Consider the following 24,440-nt stretch of genomic DNA (forward strand, 5'->3'; position numbering starts at 1 on the left):
CCGTCTGCCACCCGCGCCGTGAGCGGAGCTAGCGCAGCAGCGTGACGAAGCGCTCGGCCGGCACTGGCGCGCTGATCAGGTAGCCCTGCATCTCGTCGCAGCGCTGGGCGCGAATGAACGCCAGCTGCGCCTCGGTTTCCACGCCCTCGGCGACCACCTTCAGTTCCAGGCTGTGAACCATGGCGATGATGGCCCGAACGATGGCGGCGTCTTCGCTGGAATGTTCCAGCTCGGCGACGAACGAGCGGTCGACCTTCACATAGTCCACCGGGAAGCGCTTGAGGTAGCTGAGCGACGAATAGCCGGTTCCGAAGTCGTCGATGGCCATCTTCACCCCCAGCGCGCGCAGCTGGCGGCAGATGCCGATGGCGCCGTCGACATCGTCAAGCAGCTGACTTTCGGTCAGCTCCAGTTCCAGCCGCTCGGCCGGCAGGCCGGTCTCTTCGAGCACCTGACGCACCAGCGTGATGAAGTTGCCCTGGCGCAGCTGCTTGACCGAGAGGTTCACCGATACGCGGATGTCCGCCACGCCCTGCAGGCGCCACTGCGCGGCCTGCCGACAGGCCTCGCGCAGGACGAATTCGCCCAGCGGGATGATCAGGCCGGTCTCCTCGGCCAGCGAGATGAACTGCCCGGGCGGCACCAGGCCCTGTTCAGGGTGGCGCCAGCGCACCAGGGCCTCGGCGGCATCGATGCGGTCGTTCGTCAGGTTCAGGCGCGGCTGGTAGAACACCTCCAGCTGCTGCTCGACCAGCGCCTTGCGCAGCTGGTTCTCCAGGCGCAGCAATTCCAGACTGCTGTCCTGCTGGCGCTCGGTGAAGAACTGCAGGGTATTGCCGCCCAGGTGCTTGGCCTGCTGCATGGCCATGTTCGCCTGGCGCAGCAGGCTGGCCGGCTCGCGGGCGTTCTCAGGCATCAGGCTGATGCCGACCGAGGCGCTGAGCACCAGCTCCTGGCCGTCGATGATGGTCGGTTTGCGGATACGCGCCAGCAGGCGGCTGCCCAGGTAGGCGAGGTTCGACAGGCTGCCGTAGGACTCGATCAGCACGACGAATTCATCGCCGGACAGGCGGGCAATGGTGTCGGCGTCGGAAAAGGTCTGAGCCAGGCGGCGCGACATTTCGCGCAGCAGCGAGTCGGCGGCCTCGTGGCCAAGGCTGTCGTTGAGAATCTTGAAGCGGTCCAGGTCGACGAACAGCACCGCAAGATGGCGGCCGGTCTGGCGGGCGCGCTGGCAGGCCTCGTGCAGGCGCTCCTTGAGCAGGCTGCGATTGGCCAGGCCGGTCAGATCGTCGTACAGCGTCAGGTAGCGCAGGCGCTCCTCGGCCTGCCGGCGCATGGTCAGGTCGGAAAGGAAGCCGACCACATGGCTGACCTCGCCACCGGCCCCATGCACGCGGCGCAACTGCACCCAGAGCGGGTAGGTCTCGCCGTTCTTGCGCGCTTCGGTCAGCTCGCCCCGCCACTGGTCGTCGCGCTCCAGCGACTCGCGCATCAGGCTGTACTGGCGTTGCGATTCCACCGAGCTGGCCAGCAGCGCCACGCTGCGGCCGAGCAGTTCGTCGCGGGTGAAGCCGGAGAGTTCGCAGCAGGCATCGTTGATCGCCAGGATGCGGTAGCGCGCATCCATGATCACCATGCCCTCGGCGGCAGCCTCGAACACGGTGGCCGCCAGGCGCTGCTGTTCGGCCTGCTGGTGCAGCGCACTGATGTCCCGCCGGGTGCCGATCATGCGCAGGGCGCGGCCGTTGTCGGCGCGCTGGATGACCCGGCCGCGGTCCTCGATCCACAGGCATTCGCCATCATGGGTGATGGCGCGGTACTCGACCACGTACTGCTCGGTCTCGCCCTTCAGGTGCGCGATGAGCGTGGCGCGCACCCGGGGCAGGTCGTCCGGGTGGATGTCCGGCAGCGGCTCGTCGTGGGCGCGCTGGTCGTCGCGGGCGAACACCACTTCCAGGCGGGTATGCAGCACCTTGGCATGCGCCAGGTCCCAGTCCCACAAGCCGAGTTCGCTGGCGTCGAGCGCCAGGTTCAGGCGCGCCTCGCTCTCGCGCAGCTCGTCCGCCACCTCGGCCAGTTCACGGGTGCGCTGGGCGACACGCTGTTCGAGTTCATCGTAGGCCTGGCGCAGCTGGCGTTCGGCGTTGCGGCGTTGCTCGACTTCGCGGGCAAGCTCGGCGTTGAGTTGTTCGGCGCGCTGCGCGGCACTGCCCAGGCGCTCGATGAGGATCAGCTTCTGCAGGCGCTGCTGCAGGCTGTCGCCGATCAGGCGGCTTATCTGCCAGGCGGTCAGGCTGAGCGCGGCGAGGACGATGATGGCCAGCACGCCCCAGCCGCGTTGCAGCACTTCGTCGCTGAACAGCAGGAACAGCCCGGACGGCAGCAGGCAGGGCACGGCGAAGCTGAGGAAGGCCGGCAGGCTGACGCCATAGGCGACGCTGGTGGACACCACCACCGAGCCGATCAGCCCGTACAGCGTGGCTTGCTGGAGAAAGGCCTCGCTGGGCACCAGGGCGATGATGGCGTAGGCCAGGCTGACGGCCGAAACCGCACTGCCGAGCAAGAAGCGCCAGTACCAGCCGGGCTCGCGCTGCCGGTCGGCGCCTGCCTGGTCGAAGGCAGAGGCCTGCTGTAGCCAGACCAGCGCGAGGCTGACCATCCATAGCGCCCAGACGCCGAGCCGGCCGGTGCCGGCGTCCGGCCAGAGCAGCAGCACGCAGGCCAGGCTGGTCAGCAACAGCAGCAGATTGGGAATGCGCGAGCCGCGGTAGAGCAGACGAACGCGCTCGACATCGTGACTGCCCGGCTCCGCCTCCGTGCGTTCGGGGCTGGCAGGCAGTCGAGAAGCCTTGTAGGCGGCGCGAGCGGAATCGGTCATCGGTTGTTCTTGTACTACTTGTCCGAAGCGGTCGAGGTGCGATTGCTCGCCGATAATGGCACGTTGATAGCGAGAGTCATACCCTCTTGATCGGCCGGTTCCTGCCTTCGCTGGAGCGCGCTCCGACCGACGGCAGGTCCCGGCGTGCCTGCCGTGCCGCTCGGCGGGCCGGCAGGCGAGCGCGGCGCGGGCATTTCCCATAGAATGCCGTGATGCACGACGATATCTCCCACCTGCTCAACTCCCTCAACGATGCCCAGCGCCAGGCCGTAGCCGCGCCCCTGGGACGCCAACTGGTCCTTGCCGGCGCCGGCTCGGGCAAGACCCGGGTGCTGGTGCACCGCATCGCCTGGCTGAACCAGGTCGAGCGCGCCTCGCTGTACTCGATCCTGGCGGTGACGTTCACCAACAAGGCCGCCGCCGAGATGCGCCAGCGCATCGAGCAGCTGCTGCACGTCAACCCGCAAGGCATGTGGGTCGGCACCTTCCACGGCCTGGCCCACCGCCTGCTGCGCGCGCACTGGCGCGAGGCCAAACTGGCCGAGAACTTCCAGATCCTCGATTCCGACGACCAGCAGCGCCTGGTCAAGCGGGTGATCCGCGAGCTGGGGCTGGATGAGCAGCGCTGGCCGGCGCGCCAGGCGCAGTGGTGGATCAACGCGCAGAAGGACGAGGGCCTGCGCCCGCAGAACATCCAGGCCGGTGGCGATCTGTTCCTCGCCACCCAGCTGAAGATCTACCAGGCCTACGAAGAGGCCTGCGCACGTGCCGGGGTGATCGATTTCTCCGAGCTGCTGCTGCGCGCGCTGGACCTGTGGCGCGATCATCCGGGCCTGCTCGAGCACTATCAGCGGCGCTTCCGGCACATCCTCGTCGACGAGTTCCAGGACACCAACGCCGTGCAGTACGCCTGGCTGCGGCTGCTGGCCAAGGGCGGCGAAAGCCTGATGGTGGTCGGCGACGACGACCAGTCGATCTACGGCTGGCGCGGTGCGCGGATCGAAAACCTGCAGCAGTTCGGCGACGACTTCCAGGATGCCGAGATCATTCGCCTGGAGCAGAACTACCGCTCCACCGCCTGCATCCTCAAGGCGGCCAACGCGCTGATCGCCAACAACCAGGGGCGCATGGGCAAGGAGCTGTGGACCTCCGGTTGCGAGGGCGAGCCGATCAGCCTGTACGCCGCGTTCAACGAGCATGACGAGGCGCGCTATGTGGTCGAGAGCATCGAGAAGGCCATCCGCGACGGCATGAGCCGCAGCGAGATCGCCATTCTCTACCGCTCCAACGCGCAATCGCGGGTGCTCGAGGAAGCGCTGCTGCGCGAGAAGATTCCCTACCGCATCTACGGTGGCCAGCGCTTCTTCGAGCGCGCCGAGATCAAGAACGCCATGGCCTACCTGCGCCTGATCCAGACCCGCGACAACGACGCGGCGCTGGAACGGGTGATCAACCTGCCCGCGCGCGGCATTGGCGAGAAGACCGTCGACAGCCTGCGCCAGCTGGCGCGCGAGCAGGGCCTGTCATTGTGGGCGGCGCTGCATCAGGCGGTCGGCACCAAGGCGGTCTCCGGGCGCGCGGCGAGTGCGCTGAACGCCTTTGTCGAGCTGATCGACAGCCTGGCGCTGAAGGTCGAGAAGCTGCCCCTGCACAGCATGGCCCAAGCGGTGATCGAGGATTCCGGACTGCTCGCCTATCACCGCGACGAAAAGGGCGACAAGGCCCAGGCGCGGGTGGAAAACCTCGAGGAGCTGGTGTCCGCCGCGCGCGCCTTCGACAGCTACAACGAGGAGGATGACAGCGTGCAGTCGCCGCTGGCGGCCTTCCTCGACCACGCCTCGCTGGAGGCCGGCGAGCAGCAGGCCGGCGAGCACGAGGACAGCGTGCAGCTGATGACGCTGCACAGCGCCAAGGGCCTGGAGTTTCCGCTGGTGTTCCTGGTCGGCATGGAAGAGGGGCTGTTCCCGCACAAGATGAGCCTGGAGGAGTCCGGCCGTCTGGAAGAGGAGCGCCGCCTGGCCTATGTCGGCATCACCCGTGCCATGCAGCAACTGGTGATCACCTACGCCGAGACCCGTCGTCTGCACGGCAGCGAGACCTACAACAAGGTCTCGCGCTTCGTGCGGGAGATCCCGCCGGCGCTGATTCAGGAAGTGCGGCTGAACAACACGGTCAGTCGCACCTTTGCCGGGCGCAGCATGAGCGGCGCCTCGCTGTTCGCTGGCGCCGGCGTGCCGGAAACCCCCTTTGCTCTCGGCCAGCGCGTGCGCCATTCGCTGTTCGGCGAAGGCACCATCCTCAACTTCGAAGGCGCCGGCGCCCAGGCCCGGGTGCAGGTGAACTTCGAGAGCGAAGGCAGCAAGTGGCTGATGCTCAGCTACGCCAAGCTCGAAGCCCTCTGATCGATCATTTCAACGAGCCCCATCGAGGACCCGGAGACCCATGAAACGCCGCTATCTGCTCGGTGCCGCCACCGCCCTGTTCGCCTTGCTCGGGCTCGCCGGCTGCAACGACGACCAGCCCGCGCCCGAACGCGCCGGTGCCACCAGCGAACCTGCCAAGACCTATCAATGGAAGATGGTCACCGCCTGGCCGAAGAACTACCCGGGGCTGGGCACTTCGGCCGAGCGCCTGGCCGAGCGGGTCGACACCATGAGTGGCGGCCGGCTGAAGATCAAGGTCTATGCCGCCGGTGAGCTGGTCCCGGCCCTGGAAGTGTTCGACTCGGTCTCGCGCGGCACTGCCGAGCTGGGCCATGGTGCGGCCTATTACTGGAAGGGCAAGGTGCCCACCGCGCAGTTCTTCACCTCGGTGCCCTTCGGCCTGTCGACCAACGAAATGAATGCCTGGCTCAGCCGTGGCCAGGGCCAGCAGTTCTGGGAGGAAGCCTACGCACCCTTCGGCGTCAAGCCGATGGTGGTGGGCAACACCGGCATGCAGATGGGCGGCTGGTACAACAAGGAAATCAACAGTCTGGACGACCTCAAGGGCTTGAAGATCCGCATGCCCGGCTTGGGTGGCGAGGTTCTCTCGCGCCTGGGGGCGACCACGGTGAATCTGCCTGGCGGCGAAGTGTTCACCGCGCTGCAGACCGGTGCCATCGACGCTACCGACTGGGTCAGCCCCTACAACGACCTGGCTTTCGGCTTGCACAAGGCCGCCAGGTACTACTACTACCCGGGCTGGCAGGAGCCGCAGGCAGTGCTCGAGCTGCTGGTCAACCAGAAGGCCTTCGACAGCCTGCCTGCCGACCTGCAGGCGATCCTCACCGAGGCGACCCGTGCCGCCAGCCGCGAAATGCTCGACGACTACGTCTACAACAATGCGCTGGCCCTCGATCAGCTCAAGCAGCAGGGCGTGGAGCTCAAACGCTTCCCGGACGAAGTGCTGGCCGCGCTGCGCGAGCAGTCCGAGCAGGTGCTCGGCGAACTCGCGGCGCAGAGCGAGCTCAACGGCCGTATCTGGGCCTCGATGAAGGCCTTCCAGGCGCAGGTGGAGCCGATGCACGCGCTCTCCGAAAAGGAACTCTACAACTGGCGCTGACGTCATCCGAACACTGCGGGCAAAAGCCGGAAACACTCTGCAGCTGGCCGATGCCCGGGGTGAGATGCAACATGACGCGCGTATCCAACCGACAAGCGGGAACACTCAATGCAACGTGTGCTTAGCGTATTCATGGCGCTGTGTATCAGCCTGACCTTTGCCTTCGATGCCAGCGCGGCCAAGCGCTTCGGCGGTGGCAAGAGCTTTGGCGCGGCACCGAGTCACCAGACCCGTCAAGCGCCCCAGCAGCGCAACGACGCAACCCTTCAGCAGCAGGCCGGTCGTCAACAGCCGGCAGCGAGTGGCGCTTCGCGCTGGCTCGGCCCGCTGGCCGGTATCGCCGCCGGTGGTCTGCTGGCCTCGATGTTCATGGGTGACGGCTTCGAAGGCCTGCAATTTCTCGACATCCTGATCTTCGGCCTGCTGGCCTTCGTGCTGTTCCGCTTCCTCGCCGCGCGGCGCCGCCAGCAGCCGGCCATGGCCGCGCCGGGCCATGCGCCGATGCAGCGCGAGATGCCGCAGCAGCCGTCGATCTTCGGCGGCAGCGCCGCCCCGGCGGCGCCGGTGATCAACGCGCCGGCCTGGTTCAACGAGCAGAGCTTCCTGGCCGCGGCGCGCGAGCACTTCCTGGCGCTGCAGCAGCACTGGGATGCCAACGAGATGGACAAGATCGCCGAGTTCGTCACCCCTCAGCTGCTGGCGTTTCTCAAGCAGGAGCGCGCCGAGATCGGTGACGCCTACCAGTCGACCTACATCGATGACCTGCAGATCGGCCTCGACGGCGTCGACGATACGCCCGACAAGACGGTGGCGACCCTGACCTTCAGCGGCGTGGCCAAGACCTCCCGCTTCGACCAGGGCGAAGCCTTCAGCGAGAGCTGGCGCATGGAGCGCGAGCAGGGCGAGAACCAGCCCTGGCTGGTCGCCGGTATTCGCCAGAACGCCTGAGCATAAGGTGTCGAGAAAAGCCCGGGCTGGTCCCGGGCTTTTCTTTGGCCGCTGTTTTTGCCAGCGCAACGCCAGCGGGGGAGCTGGACGCTCGTGCCGGTAGGCGCGGTGCTCCGTACAACGATTGCGAGTGCGCGCGCGGCAAGCCAGGGGCCGCTGCCGTCGTCGCGCTTGCCTGCTGCTGGTGGAAGGGGCTGCCGCTGGTCGGATCTTTTCCCGCAGCGCCCGGGCGAGGTCGTTTGCACGCCGGCTCTTCCCTGCGTGGCGTCTGGCACGTCTCGCCCCAGAGGCGCTCCGAGAAAGGCAATTAGCCAAAGGTCGAGCCGCGATTAATCCCCCGCTCATCTGGCGCTTGGCTAAGCTGAAGAACGAGGCGCCGGCAATGTACTGGCGCTCTGCCTGTTGAGGAGAACCACGATGGACATGAACCGTCGACAGTTCTTCAAGGTCTGTGGCGTGGGCCTTGGAGCGTCGAGCATGGCTGCGTTGGGCATGGCGCCACCTGTGGCGTACGCCGAGTCGATCCGGCATTTCAAACTGACCAACACACGCGAAACCCGTAACACCTGCCCCTACTGCTCCGTTGGCTGCGGGCTGATCCTGTACAGCCAGGGCAGCGGCGGCAAGAACGTCGCGCAGGAAATCATCCACATCGAGGGCGACGCCGACCACCCGGTCAATCGCGGCACGCTCTGCCCGAAGGGTGCCGGTCTGCTGGATTTCGTCCACAGCCCGAACCGGCTGCAGTACCCGCAGGTACGCGAAGCCGGCAGCAACGAGTGGAAGCGCCTCGACTGGGATGAAGCCCTCGATCGCATCGCCCGGCTGATGAAGGACGACCGCGACGCCAACTTCGTCGAGAAGAACGAGCAGGGGCAGATCGTCAATCGCTGGCTCAGCACCGGATTTCTCGCCGCCTCGGCATCCTCCAACGAGGCCGGCTACATCACTCACAAGGTAGTGCGTTCGCTCGGCATCCTGGCATTCGACAACCAGGCGCGCGTCTGACACGGCCCGACGGTGGCAAGTCTTGCCCCGACGTTTGGCCGCGGCGCCATGACCAACCACTGGTCCGACATCAAGAACGCGGACCTGGTACTGATCATGGGCGGCAACGCCGCCGAAGCCCACCCGTGCGGCTTCAAATGGGTGACCGAAGCGAAGGCCCATAACAAGGCCCGGCTGGTCGTGGTTGACCCGCGCTTTACCCGTTCGGCCTCGGTGGCCGACCTGTATGCGCCGATCCGTACCGGAACCGATATCGCCTTCCTTGGCGGGCTGATCAATTACCTGCTGGAAAACGACAAGATCCAGCATGAGTACGTGCGCAACTACACGGACGTCTCCTTCCTCGTCAAGGAAGGCTTCGGCTTCGAGAACGGCCTGTTCAATGGCTACGACGCCGACAAGCGCGCCTACACCGACAAGGGCACCTGGGGTTACGAGCTCGACGAGCAGGGCTATGCCAAGGTCGACCCGACCCTGCAGCACCCGCGCTGCGTCTACCAGCTGCTGAAAAAGCACTACAGCCGCTACACGCCGGACGTGGTCAGCAATATCTGCGGTACGCCGCAGGCAGCGATGCTCAAGGTCTGGGAAACCATTGCCGAGACCTCCGCGCCAGGCAAGGCCATGACCATCATGTATGCGCTCGGCTGGACGCAGCACTCGGTCGGCTCGCAGATGATCCGCACCGGCGCCATGGTGCAGCTGCTGCTCGGCAACATCGGCATGCCCGGCGGCGGGATGAACGCCCTGCGCGGTCACTCCAACATCCAGGGCCTGACCGATCTGGGGCTGCTGTCGAACCTGCTGCCCGGCTACCTCACCGTGCCGATGGAAGGCGAGCAGGACTACGCGGCCTACATCGCCAAGCGCACGGCCAAGCCGATCCGCCCGGGTCAGCTGTCGTACTGGCAGAACTACGAGAAGTTCCACGTCAGCCTGATGAAGGCCTGGTACGGCAAGAACGCCACGGCCGAGAACGACTGGGGCTTCCACTGGCTGCCGAAGCTGGATATCCCCGGCTACGACGTGCTCAAGTACTTCGACATGATGTATCAGGGCCAGGTCAACGGGTACTTCTGCCAGGGCTTCAACCCGATCGCGTCGTTCCCCAACAAGGCCAAGGTCAGCGCGGCGCTGGCGAAGCTAAAATACCTGGTGGTGATGGATCCGCTGGCCACCGAGACCAGCGAGTTCTGGCGCAACGCCGGCGAATACAACGACGTCGACACGGCGAGCATCCAGACCACCGTGTTCCGCCTGCCGACCACCTGCTTCGCCGAGGAAGACGGCTCGCTGGTCAACAGCGGTCGCTGGCTGCAGTGGCACTGGAAGGCCGCCGAGCCGCCGGGGCTGGCGCGCACCGACGTGGCGATCATGGGTGGGCTGTTCCATCGCCTGCGCAACCTGTACCGGGAGGAGGGCGGCGCCAATGCCGACGCCTTGCTCAACATCGACTGGTCGTACATGCGCCCGGACGAGCCGAGCCCCGAGGAGATTGCGCGTGAGTTCAGCGGCAAGGCCCTGGCCGATGTGACCGACCCGGCGACCGGGGCGGTGCTGGCCAAGGCCGGCGAGCAGCTCGCCGGATTCGCCCAGCTGCGTGCCGACGGCAGTACGGCCAGCGGCTGCTGGATCTTCTGCGGCGCCTGGACCCAGGCCGGCAACCAGATGGCGCGGCGCGACAATGCCGACCCCTACGGCATGGGGCAGACCCTTGGCTGGGCCTGGTCCTGGCCGGCCAACCGGCGGATTCTCTACAACCGCGCTTCGGCCGACGTCTCCGGCCAGCCGTGGGACGCAGAGAAGAAGCGTCTGGTCTGGTGGAACGGCAAGGCCTGGACCGGTACCGACGTGCCGGACTTCAAGGTCGACTCGCCGCCGGAGGCGGGCATGAACCCGTTCATCATGAATCCCGAAGGGGTGGCGCGGCTGTTCGCCGTCGACAAGATGAACGAGGGGCCGTTCCCCGAGCACTACGAGCCGTTCGAGACGCCGATCGGGCGCAACCCGATGCATCCGGACAACCCCAAGGCGGTCAGCAACCCGGCAGCGCGCGTGTTCAAGAACGACATGGAGCTGTTCGGCACGGCGGAGGAGTTCCCCTATGCGGCGACCACCTACCGCCTGACGGAGCACTTCCACTTCTGGACCAAGCATTGCCGGCTCAACGCCATCACCCAGCCCGAGCAGTTCGTCGAGATTGGCGAGGTGCTGGCCAACGAGCTCGGCATCAAGGCCGGCGAGCGGGTCAAGGTGTCGTCCAACCGCGGCTACATCAAGGCGGTGGCGGTGGTGACCAAGCGCATCAAGCCACTGACGGTCGACGGCAAGACCGTGCATCAGGTCGGCATTCCGCTGCACTGGGGCTTCTCAGGCGTGGCGCGCAACGGCTACCTGACCAACACCTTGACGCCCTTCGTCGGTGACGCGAACACCCAGACGCCGGAGTTCAAGTCGTTCCTGGTCAACGTGGAGAAGGCATGATGGCTACTCAAGACGTGATTGCCCGCTCCGCCACGACCACGGAGCGGCCGTCGATCCGCGAGATCGGCGAGGTCGCCAAGCTGATCGACACGTCCAAGTGCATCGGCTGCAAGGCCTGCCAGGTGGCGTGCTCGGAATGGAACGACCTGCGTGACGAGGTCGGCACCAGCCATGGCACCTACGACAACCCGATCGACCTCACCGCCGAATCCTGGACGGTGATGAAGTTCGCCGAGTACGAGAACCCGCAGAGCGGCAACCTCGAGTGGCTGATCCGCAAGGACGGCTGCATGCACTGCGCCGAGCCGGGCTGCCTGAAGGCGTGCCCGAGCCCGGGGGCGATCGTGAAGTACGCCAACGGCATCGTCGACTTCAACCAGGACAAGTGCATCGGCTGCGGCTACTGCATCACCGGCTGCCCGTTCGATGTGCCGCGCCTGTCGGAAAAGGACAAGAAGGCCTACAAGTGCACCCTGTGCTCGGATCGCGTTTCGGTCGGCCTGGAGCCGGCGTGCGTGAAGACCTGTCCCACCGGGGCCATCGTCTTTGGCAGCAAGGACGACATGAAGGAGCACGCCGCCGGGCGCATCGCCGACCTCAGGGAGCGTGGCTTCGACAAGGCCGGGCTGTACGACCCCGATGGCGTGGGCGGCACCCACGTGATGTACGTGCTGCACCATGCCGACCAGCCGACGCTGTACAGCGAGCTGCCGAACGAGCCGACCATCAGCCCGCTGGTGGGGCTGTGGAAAGGCGTGGCCAAGCCGCTCGCGCTGCTCGGCATGGGCGCCGCGGTGCTGGCCGGCTTCTTCCACTACACGCGGGTCGGTCCGGTGCGCGTGGAGGAAGACGAGGCCGACGCCTCGGGCGAAACGGGGGTGCATCAGGTCGATCCGGCCGTGCACGTGGTCGATCCGAAGGAGCCGAGAGCCTGACGGCAGCGGCCCCCGCGGGGGGGCCGCCGTTGCGGGTAATCGCCTGCTCAAGGAGCCAACGATGAAACACGACATCGAACGCTACACCCCGTCCCAGCGGTCCAATCACTGGGCGGTCGCCATCCTCTTCGTGCTCGCCGCACTGTCGGGGCTGGCGCTGTTCCACCCGGCGCTGTTCGGCCTTTCCGGGCTGTTTGGCGGCGGCACCTGGACGCGCATCCTGCACCCGTTCATCGGGGTGGCGATGTTCGTCTTCTTTCTGGTGCTGGCAATCCGCTTCGCCGGGCACAACCGCATCGAAGCACGAGACCGCCAGTGGCTCAGGCAGATAAACGACGTGGTGCACAACCGCGAAGAAAAACTGCCGCCGGTCGGGCGCTACAACGCCGGACAGAAGCTGCTGTACTGGACGCTGGTGCTGAGCATGCTGGTGCTGCTGTTCAGCGGCATCGTCATCTGGCGCGAGTACTTCAGCAGTTTCTTCGGCATCACCACGCTGCGTCTGGCTGCCGTGCTGCATGCACTGGCCGCCTTCGTGCTGATCGTCTCGATCATCGTGCACATCTACGCGGCGATCTGGATCAAGGGCTCGATGGGCGCGATGCTCTACGGTACGGTCAGCCGCGCCTGGGCACGCAAGCATCATCCGCTCTGGGCCAAGGAGGTCGAGCGCAAGTAAGGCCTTTGCCGTCACGGAGCCCCCAGGGGGAATCTTCGTGGCGGCCCGCTCTCAAAGCTCAACGACGGCGCCGAGCCCGGCGCCGTCTCACCCGATCAAGGAGTCCTGCGTGTCAGGCACCATTCTCGAGCCGGGGCAGATCGAAGCTGCCGCCAGCAAACCGCCATTCTTCAACCTGCCTCCCCGTGAACTCTTCGTGCTGCGTGCCGAGCGTCTCGAGCGCCTCGCCGATGGCCATCCGATGGGCGACTACCTGCGCCTGCTCGCCGGCGTCTGCCGGGCGCAGCAGCAGGTGCTGGACAATCCGCCGGCGCTACCGGCCGCGGATCCCCATCGCACCCGTGAGTGCCTGGCCCACGGCATGCCGCCGCTGGCGACCGACACTCTGGTGCGTGAAGGTGGCTGGCTGCCTGTCCTCGACGCCTGGCTCGCGGCTTACGAGGTGCCGGCCAACCCCGCGGTCGAGGCGGCCATCGAGCAGCTGCGCACGGCCGACGCCGGCCAACGCATCGCCTGGGCCACCACCCTGCTCAGCGGCCAATACGACGCCCTGCCGGCAGCGCTGGTGCCCTTCCTGGGCGCGGCGCTGCAGGCGGCCTGGACGCAGCTGGCGCTGGAGCTGGACTTCAGCACGCTGCGCGAGCGTGAGGACCAGGCGCATTGCCCCTGCTGCGGCGCCCCGGCGATGGCCGGCGTGATCCGCCACCGGGGGCAGATGAACGGCCTGCGCTACCTGGTCTGCTCGCTGTGCGCTGGCGAGTGGCATTACGTGCGACTCAAGTGCAGCCACTGCCAGAGCACCAAGAAGCTCGACTACCTGCACTTCGAGGGCTCGCCGCAGGGCATCAAGGCCGAGGTCTGCCCCGGCTGCGACAGCTACCTCAAACTACTCTACCTGGAGCTGGCGCCCGACGGCGAGACGCTATCGGCCGACCTCGCCACCCTCGACCTGGATCTGCTGCTCGCCGAACAGGGCCACCAGCGCCGGGCACCCAACCTGCTGCTGGCACCGGGAGGCGAGGGGTGAACAGCGGACGCCTGCCCTCGGTAGACAAACTGCTGCGTGCCGAGGCCTGCCAGCCGCTGCAGCAGCGCTACGGGCGCCAGGCGCTGCTCGCCACGCTGCGCGATTTGCTCGACGAGCTGCGCGAGCCGGCGCTGAGCGGCCAGCTTGCGCCGCTGGAGCTGTCCGAAGCGGTGCTCGCCGGGCGCGCCGGCGAACGCCTGGCCAGCCAGCACAAGAGCCGCGTGCGCCGGGTGTTCAACCTCACCGGCACGGTGCTGCACACCAACCTCGGTCGCGCCCTGTTGCCGGATGAAGCCATCGAGGCAATCACCCTTGCCGCGCGCTACCCGCTCAACCTGGAATTCGACCTCGCCACCGGCAAGCGCGGCGACCGCGACGAGCTCATCGAAGGGCTGATCCGCGAGCTGACCGGCGCCGAGGCGGTCACCGTGGTCAACAACAACGCCGCCGCCGTGCTCTTGGCCTTGAACAGCCTGGGTGCGCGCAAGGAAGGCATCATCTCCCGCGGTGAGCTGATCGAGATCGGCGGCGCCTTCCGCATCCCCGACATCATGGCCCGCGCCGGCGTGAAGCTGCATGAAGTCGGCACCACCAACCGCACCCACGCACGCGACTACGAGGCGGCGATCAACCCGCGCTCGGGCCTGTTGATGCGCGTGCACACCAGCAACTACAGCGTGCAGGGCTTCACCGCCAGCGTCGCCACCGCCGAACTGGCGCGCATCGCCCATGCCCACGACCTGCCGCTGCTGGAGGATCTGGGCAGCGGCAGCCTGCTCGACCTCTCGCGCTGGGGCCTGCCGAAAGAGCCCACCGTGCAGGAAGCGCTACGCGATGGTGCCGACATCGTTACCTTCAGCGGCGACAAGCTGCTCGGCGGCCCGCAGGCCGGGCTGATCGTCGGCAGCAAGGCACTGATCCAGAAGATCAAGAAGAACCCGCTCAAGCGCGCCCTGCGCGTCGACAAGCTGACCCTCGCCGCGCTGGAAGCGGTGCTCAACCTCTATCGCGACCCCGACCGCCTGGCCGAACGCCTCACCAGCCTGCGCCTGCTCAGCCGCCCGCAGGCGGAGATCCGCAGCCAGGCCGAACGCCTCGCCCCGGCGCTGGCCGGCGTGCTCGGCGAGCGCTGGCACGTCGCAGTAACCGATGCCCTGGGCATGATCGGCAGCGGCGCACAGCCGGTGGCACGCCTGCCCAGCGCCGCGCTGTGCATCCGCCCGCAGCAGTCCAGGCGCCTGCGTGGCCGCAGCCTGCGCCAGCTGGAAGACGCCCTGCGCGGTCTGCCGCTCCCGGTGCTCGGTCGGATCGACGACGACGCCCTCTGGCTCGACCTGCGCCAGCTCGACGACGAGCCGGGCTTCGTCGAACAGCTACCGCTGCTGCGTGAGGCGCTGGCGTGATCGTCGGCACCGCCGGCCATATCGACCATGGCAAGACCGCACTGCTCAAGGCGCTGACCGGCCAGCAGGGCGACCGCCGCCGCGAGGAGCGCGAGCGCGGCATCACCATCGACCTCGGCTACGCCTATGCCGACCTGGGTGAAGGCGCACTTACCGGCTTCATCGACGTGCCCGGCCACGAGCGCTTCATCCACAACATGCTGGCCGGTGCCAGCGGCATCGACTGCGTGCTGCTGGTGGTCGCCGCCGACGACGGCGTGATGCCGCAGACGCGCGAGCACCTGGCGATCGTCGAACTGCTCGGCATCCGCCGTGCGCTGGTGGCGATCAGCAAGATCGACCGCGTCGAGGCGTCGCGCATTGCGTACGTCCGGCAACAGATCGAAGGCCTGCTGGCCACCGGGCCCCTGGCCGGGGCTCCGGTCTTCGCCGTCTCCAGCCTGACCGGTGAAGGTGTCGAGGCCCTGCGTGCGGCGCTGGTCGCCGAGGCGGGCAGGGCGGCCGCGCGGCGCGACGACGGCCACTTCCGCCTGGCCATCGACCGCGCCTTCAGCGTCACCGGCGCGGGTGTGGTGGTCACCGGCACCGCCTTCGCCGGGCGCGTTCAGGTCGGCGACGAGCTGCTGCTCAGCCCCAGCGGGCGCAGCGTGCGGGTGCGCGGCCTGCACGCGCAGAACCGCGAGGCCGGCGAGGCCCATGCCGGTCAGCGCGTGGCACTGAACCTGGCCGGCGAGCGGCTGAACGTCGAGCAGATTCGCCGGGGCGACTGGCTGCTGCAGCCGCGGCTGCACGCGCCGACCCAGCGCATCGAAGTCGAATTCAGCCTGCTTGCCGGTGAAGCGCACGAACTGCGTCACTGGACCCCGGTGCATGTGCACCTCGGCGCCCAGGACGTCACCGGCCGCGTCGCCCTGCTGGCCGGCGAGCAGCTGGCACCGGGCGCCACGGCCTTCGTGCAGTTGCAGCTCAACGCGCCGGTGCATGCGGTGCATGGTGATCGCATCGTGCTGCGCGACCAGTCCGCGCAGCGCACGCTTGGCGGCGGGCGCGTGCTCGATCCCTTCGCGCCGCCGCGCAACCGCCGCCGCGAGGCACGCCTGGCGCAGCTCGAGGCGCTCGCCGCCGAGCAGCTGGAACAGGCGTTGCCGGCCCTGCTGGCGCAGAGCCTCAACGGCCTCGACCCGGCGGCGCTGGAGCGCCAGTTCAACCGGCCAAGCGCGGGCTGGCAATTGCCGCAGACGGCCCTGCCGGTCGCAACGCGCGGCGGAACCCGGTTATTCCACGCACCCCGCTGGCAGGCGCTTGGCGAGGAACTGGTGGCCGCCCTCGGGCGCTTCCACGAGGCGCAGCCGGACGAACTCGGCCCGGACCGCGACCGCCTGCGCCGCTACGCCTTCGCCGCGCTCGAGCGACCGGTGTTCATCGCCCTGCTGGAGCAGGCGCTGGCCGCCGGTCGGGTGGCCGCCAGCGGCCCCTGGCTGCACCTGCCCGATCACCAGGTGCGCCTGAGCGAGCCCGAAGAAGCGCTGCGCGCGCGGCTCTGGCCGCAGCTGGAAGCCGGGCGCTTCGACCCGCCCTGGGTACGCGACCTGGCCCGCGAGCTTGGCGTGGAGGAAGCGCAGATGCGCCTGCTGCTGCGCAAGCTGGCGCGCCTTGGCCAGCTGCAGCAGGTGGTGAAGGACCTGTTCTACCCCGAGCACACGCTGCGCGAGCTGGCCGCTACGGTGCTCGAACTGGAGGCGCAGCAGGGGGTGATCCGCGCCGCCGCCTTTCGTGACCGCATCGGCCTGGGCCGCAAGCGCAGCATCCAGTTGCTCGAACACTTCGACCGCATCGGCCTGACCCGGCGCTTCGGCAACGAGCGCAAGGTTCGCCGCGACAGCGCACTGGCCTTGCAGGCCAACTAGCCCGCTCCGTTTCCCGTTACCGCTGAGCCATCATGAAGCAGCGATGCACCTCTGTGGTGCGCTCGCTGTGTCTGCCGGCGGCTAAAAGGGGCCGCGCCGAACGCCTGCGGGCCGGGCGCCATGCGGCTTTGCGGCGAGTGCGCGGGAACTGGCACCGGCATTGCAACGCTCCGGGTGCAGGGAGCTGCTGCTCACGGATGAGCCAGATTGCTCAAAAATGGCCGACTAGGGTTCCGGCTCGCCTGGCGAGTGACTGGTCCGAGAGTTGGCGACCTCCAGCGAGGTTACACGGCGGGATAAAAGCCCGGGAGAACTGCGTGCAAGCACCCGCAGCTCCTACCGCCCTGTCTCGAAAAACTGGAGGGAGTCCTACATGAACCAGACCTGCCATCCGGCATTGCGCCCCGCCGCGCCCAGCGGCCCGGACGACACCGCGGTTCGTCTCTCCCTCAGCCGAGGGAACACACCATGCGCCTGATCAACCGCCATCCCGGCCGCCCGGGCTGGATGATGCTGGCCATCCTGCCGTTCGCCCTGCTGCTGATGCTCTACCTGGGCAGTTCCGCGCAGCGTCTGGCCGAGAACCCGCGCGACAAGCTCCTGCCGAGCATGCAGCAGATGGCCGATGCGGTAGAGCGCATGGCCTTCACCCCGGACAAGCGCAGCGGCGACTACCTGCTCTGGCGGGACACGCTCGCCAGCCTCAAGCGCCTGGGCATGGGCCTGGGCATTGCCGCACTGGCCGGGCTTTGCCTGGGCGTGCTGGCCGGCACGCTACCGTTGTTCGGTGCCGCCCTGTCACCGCTGCTGACGGTGCTCTCGATGGTGCCGCCGCTGGCGATCCTGCCGATCCTGTTCATCGTCTTTGGCCTGGACGAGCTGTCGAAGGTGATGCTGATTGTCATCGGCATCACCCCGGTGCTGGCGCGCGACCTCGAGCAGCAGGCCCGCCAGCTGCCGGCCGAGTTGTTGATCAAGGCGCAGACCCTCGGCGCCAACACCTGGACGCTGATCCTGCGGGTGGTGCTGCCACAGCTGATGCCGCGCCTGCTCATCGCGCTGCGCCTGGTGCTCGGCTCGGCCTGGCTGTTTCTCATTGCTGCCGAAGCCATCGCCAGCACCGACGGCCTCGGCTACCGCATCTTCCTCGTGCGTCGCTACCTGTCGATGGACGTCATCCTGCCCTACGTCGCCTGGATCACGCTGCTCGCCTGGGCGATGGACTACGCCCTGCGCCGCCTGACCCGGACGCTGTTTCCCTGGTACGAAGGAGCCAAGGCATGAGCCGTAACGAAAGCGGAACCGTCGCGAGCGGGTCCTTGGCAAGGCGCCCGGAGCAAGGCGACCGGAGTGGACACGCAGTCGATGAGTACCGCGCTACGCAGCCCGCGGCCCGCCTAGCAGGCGATTCCAAGCCCTTCATTGCGGTAAGGAATGTCTGGCAGCAATACGGTGACCAGGTCGTGCTGGAGCGCCTGGACCTGAGCGTTGCCGAAGGCGAGTTCTGCACCCTGGTCGGCGCCTCCGGCTGCGGCAAGTCCACCTTCCTGCGCCTGCTGCTGGGCCAGGAGCGCCCCAGCCGTGGCGAGATCCTGCTGGACGGCGCGCCGATCGCCCACGAACCGGATGCCAGCCGCGGCGTGGTGTTCCAGCGCTACTCGGTGTTCCCGCACCTGACTGTGCTGGACAACGTCGCCCTCGGCCTGGAGCTGCCCAACGCCCCGCTGCTCGGCCGCCTGCTGGGTGGCGCCAAGCGCCGGGCGCGTGACGAGGCGGCGGCGATGCTGGAGAAGGTCGGCCTCGGCCATGCGCTGGCCAAATACCCGGCGCAGCTCTCCGGCGGCATGCAGCAGCGCCTGGCGATCGCCCAGGCGCTGGTGATGAAGCCGCGCGTGCTGCTGCTCGACGAACCCTTCGGCGCGCTCGACCCGGGCATCCGCAAGGACATGCATGCCCTCCTGCTGGAGCTGTGGAACGAGACCCGGCTGACCGTGTTCATGGTCACCCACGACCTCGCCGAAGGCTTCACGCTCGGCACCCGCATCCTGGTGTTCGACAAGCCCCGCCTCGACCCCCATGCCCCCGGTGCCTATGGCGCCCGGGTGACCTACGACATCCCGCTCAATGAAGACCGCCGCGCCGCGCGCGCCGCCGTCGAGACGCTGCCGAGCCATGTTGCCGGCAGCCTGCAACCCGCCCTGCAAGGAGCCTGATCCATGAGTGCCTGCCTCAGCCTGCGCCCGACCCTCTACGAGGAAACCGTCCCCGGTGGCGGCCATACCTCCTTCGTGCTCAAGCGCGGCCAGCTCTTGCGCCTGACCGACCTCGAAGGCGGTGCCAACGTCAGCGTCATGCTGCTCAACGCCCATGAGAAGAGCGAACGTCTCAACCTGCCGGACACCCTCAAGGGCCAGCACACCGCCAAACTGACCGCCGGCCACTGCCTGTACTCGGACATGGGGCGGGTACTGGCCGCCATCACGGCCGATACCTGCGGCTGGCACGACAGCTTTGGCGGCGTGCTCAACGCCGAGGAAGTCGCCGAGAAGTACGGCGAAGGGCGTTACCAGGAACTGCGCAATGCCTTCTTTCGCAACGGCGTGGACAACCTGCTCGTCGAGATGGGCAAGTGGGACCTCAACCTGCAGGACCTGTTGATGGTGCTCAACCTGTTCAGCCGGGTGGACGTCACCGCCGACGGCGCCTTCGCGTTCCAGCCGGGCAACAGCCAGGCCGGCGACTACGTCGAGCTGTACGCGCCGATGGACACCCTGGTGATCCTCTCCGCCCTGCAGCACCCGATGGACCCGAACCCGGTGTACGCGCCCAAGCCGGTCCAGCTCACCTGGCACCAGGTGGCGAGCGACGGCATCAGCGTGCTCTGCCGCACCTCGCGCCCGGAAAACGGCCGTGCCTTCCACAACACCGAACGGCTTTATCTGGCATGAGCGGTTCATCCCTGAACCGCTCATGCGACGCCCGTCGCGGCACGTGTCCGCGACAGGCTCCCGCCGAATCGCACGCGATTCGCGGGCAGCACATCCTGTACTGCCGGGCTGCTGGCGCAGCAGCCTGAAGGAGACCGACCATGACGCTTACCGAAAGCAGCCTGCACCCCGAAACCGCCGCCTTCCGCCACGTGATCCCGGCCGGCGAGCCGTACCTGTTCGAAGTAGAGGCCGGGCAGACCCTGCGCCTGCTCGATCTCGAAGGCAACCAGGCCGTGGACACCCTGTTCTTCAGCGCCAGGAACCCGCGCGAGCGCTATGACCCGCAGCGCACCCTGCGCCGGCAGAACCGCGTCTACCTGACCACCGGCACGGTGCTCTATTCGAACCTGGGCAACCCGCTGCTGACCATCGTCGCCGACACCTGCGGCCGCCACGACACCCTCGGCGGGGCCTGCGCGCAGGAGAGCAACGTGGTGCGCTACGCCCTGGACAAGCGCTACATGCACAGCTGCCGCGACAACTTCCTGCGCGCCAGCCTGCACGACGGGCGCCTGACCAAGCGCGACATCGGCGCCAACATCAACTTCTTCATGAACGTGCCGGTCACGCCCGAAGGCGGCCTGACCTTTGCCGACGGCATCTCCGCGCCCGGCAAGTACGTGGAGCTGAGGGCCGAGCAGGACGTGATCGTGCTGATCTCCAACTGCCCGCAGCTGAACAACCCCTGCAACGGCTGGAACCCGACGCCCGCCGAGGTGCTGGTATGGGCCTGATGCCGCTGCTTCGCCGCTACCTGCTGCCGCTGCTGCAGGCGCGTGCCGGGCTGTACGCCGGTTGGGCTTCAGCCCACCGCAGGCCATGCAAGCGCGCGCTGGTGCGCTAAAGCGGATTGCCGCGCGGCCCCAAATGCGCATTTCAACCTCCGGACGGCCGGGGGTACTGAACGAATAAAGGCGGGACGGCCCGCCCAGCCCTCCGAGGGTTAATGAATGTTCGACAAACTCCTGATCGCCAACCGCGGGGCCATCGCCTGCCGCATTCTGCGTACGCTGCGTGCCCTGGACGTGAAAGGCGTGGCCGTCTACTCCGAGGCCGACGCCGCCAGCCTGCACCTGCAGCAGGCCGACGAAGCCCACAGCCTGGGCGACGGCCCGGCCGCCAGCACCTACCTGATGGTCGACAAGATCCTCGGCATTGCCCGGCAGACCGGCGCCAAGGCGATCCACCCCGGCTATGGCTTTCTCTCCGAGAACGCCGCCTTTGCCGAAGCCTGCGAAGCCGCCGGCATCGCCTTCGTCGGCCCGACGCCCGAGCAACTGCGGGTGTTCGGCTTGAAGCACACCGCCCGCGCCCTGGCCAAGCAGCACGGCGTACCGATGCTCGAAGGCACCGAGCTGCTCGACAGCCTCGCCGATGCCCTCGGCGCAGCCGAGCAGGTGGGCTACCCGGTGATGCTGAAAAGCACTGCTGGCGGCGGCGGCATCGGCATGCGCGTGTGCCGCAATGCCGGGGAGCTGTCCGAGGCCTTCGAGGCGGTCAAGCGCCTGGGGCAGAACAACTTCAGCGATTCGGGCGTGTTCATCGAGAAATACATCGAGCGCGCCCGCCACCTGGAGGTGCAGGTGTTCGGCGACGGCCAGGGTGAGGTGATTGCCCTCGGCGTGCGCGACTGCTCGGTGCAGCGGCGCAACCAGAAGGTGCTGGAGGAAACCCCGGCGCCAGACCTGCCGGCGGGCATGGCCGAGGAACTCTGCGCGGCGGCGATCACCCTGGCCAGGGCGGTGAGCTACCGCAGCGCTGGTACCGTCGAGTTCGTCTACGACGCCGAAGCCCAGCGCTTCTACTTCCTCGAAGTGAACACCCGTCTGCAGGTGGAGCACGGCGTCACCGAGCAGGTCTGGGGCGTCGACCTGGTGCGCTGGATGATCGAACTGGCCGCCGGCGAGCTGCCGCCGCTGGCCGAGCTGGTGAATAGTCTCAAGCCGAACGGCCACGCCATCCAGGCGCGCCTGTACGCCGAGGACCCGGGCCGCGACTTCCAGCCGAGCCCCGGCCTGCTCACCGCCGTGGACTTCCCGTCGGCGGACGGCCAGCACCTGCGCATCGACACCTGGGTCGAGGCCGGCTGCGAGATCCCGCCCTATTTCGACCCGATGATTGCCAAGCTCATCAGCTGGGCGCCGAGCCGCGAAGAAGCCCGCATCGCACTGGACGCCGCCCTCGGTGGCACCACGCTTTACGGCGTGGAGACCAACCGCGATTACCTGCGGCAGATCCTCGCCGATGCGCCCTTCGCCAGCGGCAACGCCTGGACCCGCTGCCTGGAAGGCCTCGCCTACCGCGCGACCACCTTCGAGGTGATCACTGCCGGCACCCAGACCACCGTGCAGGACTTCCCCGGCCGGCTCGGCTACTGGGCTGTGGGCGTGCCGCCGTCGGGCCCGATGGACAGCCGCGCGCTGCGCCTGGGCAATGCCCTGCTCGGTAATCCGGCGGATGCGGCGGGCCTGGAAATCACCATGAGCGGGCCGATCCTGCGCTTCAACACCGACGCCGTGGTGGCGGTGACCGGCGCGCAGATTCCAGTGAAGCTGGATGACGTCGAACAGCCGATGGGCACCGCCATCCTGGTCAAGGCCGGCAGCACCCTGGCCATCGGCACGCTCTTCGGATCAGGTGCGAGGGCCTACCTGACCGTACGCGGCGGGCTGCAGGTGCCGGACTACCTGGGCAGCAAGAGCACCTTCACCCTCGGCCAGTTCGGCGGCCACGCCGGCCGCGCGCTGCGTGCCGGCGATGTACTGCATCTGGCACCGCTGACCGACTCGTCTGCTGGCGCCACGCTGGCCGCCGAGCTGTGCCGCGAGCTGCCAGCGGTGCGCGAGGTCCGGGTGATCTACGGCCCGCACGGCGCGCCGGAATACTTCACCGAAGGCTACATCGCGCGTTTCTTCGCCACCGATTGGGAAGTGCACTTCAACTCCAGCCGCACCGGCGTGCGCCTGATCGGCCCCAAACCCGAGTGGGTCCGCGAGAGCGGCGGCGAGGCCGGCCTGCATCCGTCGAACATCCACGACAACCCTTACGCCATCGGCGCGGTGGACTTCACCGGCGACATGCCGGTGATCCTCGGCCCGGACGGCCCGAGCCTGGGCGGCTTCGTCTGCCCGGTCACGGTCATCGAGGCCGACCTGTGGCAGCTCGGCCAGCTCAAGGCCGGCGACAAGGTGCGCTTCGTGCCGGTGGATGTGGCCACGGCGCGGGCCTTGGCGAAGGCGTTGGCCGAGGAATGCACCGATCCTGCTTTTGGTAGGAGCGAGCTTGCTCGCGAACCTGACACGCTCGGAGCTGGATCCTTCGCGAGCAAGCTCGCTCCTACGACCATGAGCTCGTCGTTCACCTCCCCCATCGTCCTCGACCTCGGCCAGGACGACACCCGCCTGGTCGCGCGCCTGTCCGGCGACACCCACCTGCTGCTGGAAATCGGCCAGCCGGAGCTGGACCTCATCCTACGTTTCCGTGGCCATGCGCTGATGCAGGCGCTCGAAGCCAAGGCGCTCGATGGCGTCATCGACCTCACCCCCGGCATCCGCTCGCTGCAGGTGCACTACCAGCCGGAAACCCTGGCGCTGGACGACCTCCTGGAAATCGTCGCCGGGCTGTGGGACGCCGTCTGCGCCGCGCAGGACCTGAAGGTGCCCTCGCGCATCGTCCACCTGCCGCTGTCCTGGGACGACCCGGCCTGCCAGCTGGCCATCGAGAAATACATGACCACGGTACGCAAGGACGCGCCCTGGTGCCCGAGCAACCTGGAATTCATCCGCCGCATCAACGACCTGCCGAATCTCGAGGCGGTGTTCCAGACCGTGTTCGACGCCAGCTACCTGGTGATGGGCCTGGGCGACGTCTACCTCGGCGCGCCGGTGGCCACCCCGCTGGACCCGCGCCACCGGCTGGTCACCACCAAGTACAACCCGGCGCGCACCTGGACCGCGGAGAACTCGGTGGGCATCGGCGGCGCCTACATGTGCATCTACGGCATGGAGGGCCCGGGCGGCTACCAGTTCGTCGGCCGCACCCTGCAGATGTGGAACCGCTACCGCGCGGTCGAGGCGTTCGGCGGCCTGCCGTGGCTGCTGCGCTTCTTCGACCAGATCCGCTTCTACCCGGTGTCGGCGGAGGAGCTGTTGAGGATCCGCCGCGACTTCCCGCTGGGCCGCTACCCGCTGAAGATCGAGCACACCGAGCTGCGCCTGTCCGACTACCAGGACTTTCTTGCCGCCGAGGCCGACAGCATCGACGCCTTCCGCCGCCAGCAGCGCGGCGCCTTCGACGCCGAGCGCCAGCGCTGGATCGAATCGGGCCAGGCGCACTTCGAGAGCGAGGAAGTCGCCGCCGACCTCGGCGAGGACGCCCCGCTCGGCGCCGGCCAGCACGGCATCGAAAGCCACGTTGCCGGCAACCTCTGGCAGGTGTCGGTGGCGGAGGGCACGCGGGTCGAGGCCGGCGACGTGCTGGTGATCCTTGAGAGCATGAAGATGGAAATTCCGCTCACCGCGCCGGTCGCCGGCGTGGTCAAGGAAGTCCGCGCCCAGCCCGGCTCGCCGGTGCGCGCAGGCCAGCGGGTGGTGGTGATCGAGGAGGCGTGAGGCCCCTCGGCACCCGAAGCAACCG

At 67.8% G+C, this 24,440-nt stretch carries 15 protein-coding genes and 1 riboswitch; of the genes, 14 read left to right on the top strand and 1 reads right to left on the bottom strand.

Going from position 1 to position 24,440, the window contains the following annotated elements; genetic code table 11:
• Positions 1–28: 28 nt before the first annotated feature.
• Positions 29–2,881, bottom strand: coding sequence for an EAL domain-containing protein (locus tag AC0KXH_RS00740; protein ID WP_488223974.1), 2,853 nt, complete (start codon positions 2,879–2,881; stop codon positions 29–31).
• A 212-nt stretch (positions 2,882–3,093) separates the two neighbouring features.
• On the opposite strand from AC0KXH_RS00740, the gene uvrD reads away from it, so the two are divergent.
• The 14 genes from uvrD to uca all read left to right on the top strand — a co-directional run bounded on the left by uvrD (position 3,094) and on the right by uca (position 24,415).
• On the top strand, positions 3,094–5,283 hold the full coding sequence (gene uvrD, locus AC0KXH_RS00745) for a DNA helicase II (RefSeq protein WP_041109109.1): 2,190 nt from the start codon (positions 3,094–3,096) through the stop codon (positions 5,281–5,283).
• A 40-nt stretch (positions 5,284–5,323) separates the two neighbouring features.
• Entirely contained in the window at positions 5,324–6,424 is a 1,101-nt protein-coding gene (locus tag AC0KXH_RS00750) for a TRAP transporter substrate-binding protein (RefSeq protein WP_061340376.1), read from the top strand.
• Between the two features lie 108 nt (positions 6,425–6,532).
• Positions 6,533–7,372, top strand: coding sequence for a Tim44 domain-containing protein (locus AC0KXH_RS00755; RefSeq protein WP_043217798.1), 840 nt, complete (start codon positions 6,533–6,535; stop codon positions 7,370–7,372).
• 417 nt (positions 7,373–7,789) lie between these two features.
• Positions 7,790–10,864, top strand: a complete 3,075-nt coding sequence (gene fdnG, locus AC0KXH_RS00760; RefSeq protein ID WP_488223975.1) for a formate dehydrogenase-N subunit alpha — start codon at positions 7,790–7,792, stop codon at positions 10,862–10,864.
• Entirely contained in the window at positions 10,864–11,799 is a 936-nt protein-coding gene (gene fdxH, locus AC0KXH_RS00765; RefSeq protein WP_041109270.1) for a formate dehydrogenase subunit beta, read from the top strand. The genes fdnG and fdxH overlap by 1 nt, the downstream gene beginning before the upstream one ends.
• 61 nt (positions 11,800–11,860) lie before the next feature.
• Positions 11,861–12,478 (top strand): formate dehydrogenase subunit gamma, encoded by a 618-nt coding sequence (locus tag AC0KXH_RS00770; RefSeq protein ID WP_041109100.1) that lies wholly within the window; start codon positions 11,861–11,863, stop codon positions 12,476–12,478.
• 109 nt (positions 12,479–12,587) lie between these two features.
• Positions 12,588–13,505, top strand: coding sequence for a formate dehydrogenase accessory protein FdhE (gene fdhE, locus AC0KXH_RS00775; RefSeq protein WP_312381779.1), 918 nt, complete (start codon positions 12,588–12,590; stop codon positions 13,503–13,505).
• The gene (gene selA, locus AC0KXH_RS00780) at positions 13,502–14,908 is read left to right on the top strand and encodes an L-seryl-tRNA(Sec) selenium transferase (RefSeq protein WP_312381778.1); all 1,407 of its coding nucleotides are present in this window, start codon (positions 13,502–13,504) and stop codon (positions 14,906–14,908) included. The genes fdhE and selA overlap by 4 nt, the downstream gene beginning before the upstream one ends.
• Positions 14,905–16,815: a selenocysteine-specific translation elongation factor gene (selB, locus tag AC0KXH_RS00785; protein ID WP_488223976.1), complete on the top strand. Its 1,911-nt coding sequence runs from the start codon at positions 14,905–14,907 to the stop codon at positions 16,813–16,815. The genes selA and selB overlap by 4 nt, the downstream gene beginning before the upstream one ends.
• 214 nt (positions 16,816–17,029) lie before the next feature.
• Positions 17,030–17,128, top strand: a riboswitch (guanidine-I (ykkC/yxkD leader).
• A 155-nt stretch (positions 17,129–17,283) separates the two neighbouring features.
• A complete protein-coding gene (locus AC0KXH_RS00790) occupies positions 17,284–18,099 on the top strand; it encodes an ABC transporter permease (protein WP_488223977.1) in 816 nt (271 codons plus the stop codon).
• Positions 18,096–19,028 (top strand): ABC transporter ATP-binding protein, encoded by a 933-nt coding sequence (locus tag AC0KXH_RS00795; RefSeq protein WP_488223978.1) that lies wholly within the window; start codon positions 18,096–18,098, stop codon positions 19,026–19,028. The genes AC0KXH_RS00790 and AC0KXH_RS00795 overlap by 4 nt, the downstream gene beginning before the upstream one ends.
• A gap of 3 nt (positions 19,029–19,031) precedes the next feature.
• Positions 19,032–19,763 carry an urea amidolyase associated protein UAAP1 gene (locus AC0KXH_RS00800; RefSeq protein WP_488223979.1) on the top strand — a complete coding sequence of 244 codons (732 nt, stop codon included), beginning with the start codon at positions 19,032–19,034 and terminating at the stop codon, positions 19,761–19,763.
• Positions 19,764–19,903: 140 nt separating this feature from the next.
• Positions 19,904–20,539, top strand: a complete 636-nt coding sequence (locus tag AC0KXH_RS00805) for an urea amidolyase associated protein UAAP2 (protein WP_041109091.1) — start codon at positions 19,904–19,906, stop codon at positions 20,537–20,539.
• A gap of 216 nt (positions 20,540–20,755) precedes the next feature.
• Positions 20,756–24,415, top strand: a complete 3,660-nt coding sequence (gene uca, locus AC0KXH_RS00810; protein WP_488223980.1) for an urea carboxylase — start codon at positions 20,756–20,758, stop codon at positions 24,413–24,415.
• Positions 24,416–24,440: the final 25 nt, after the last annotated feature.

This window comes from Stutzerimonas sp. CXK-1, from assembly GCF_057738225.1.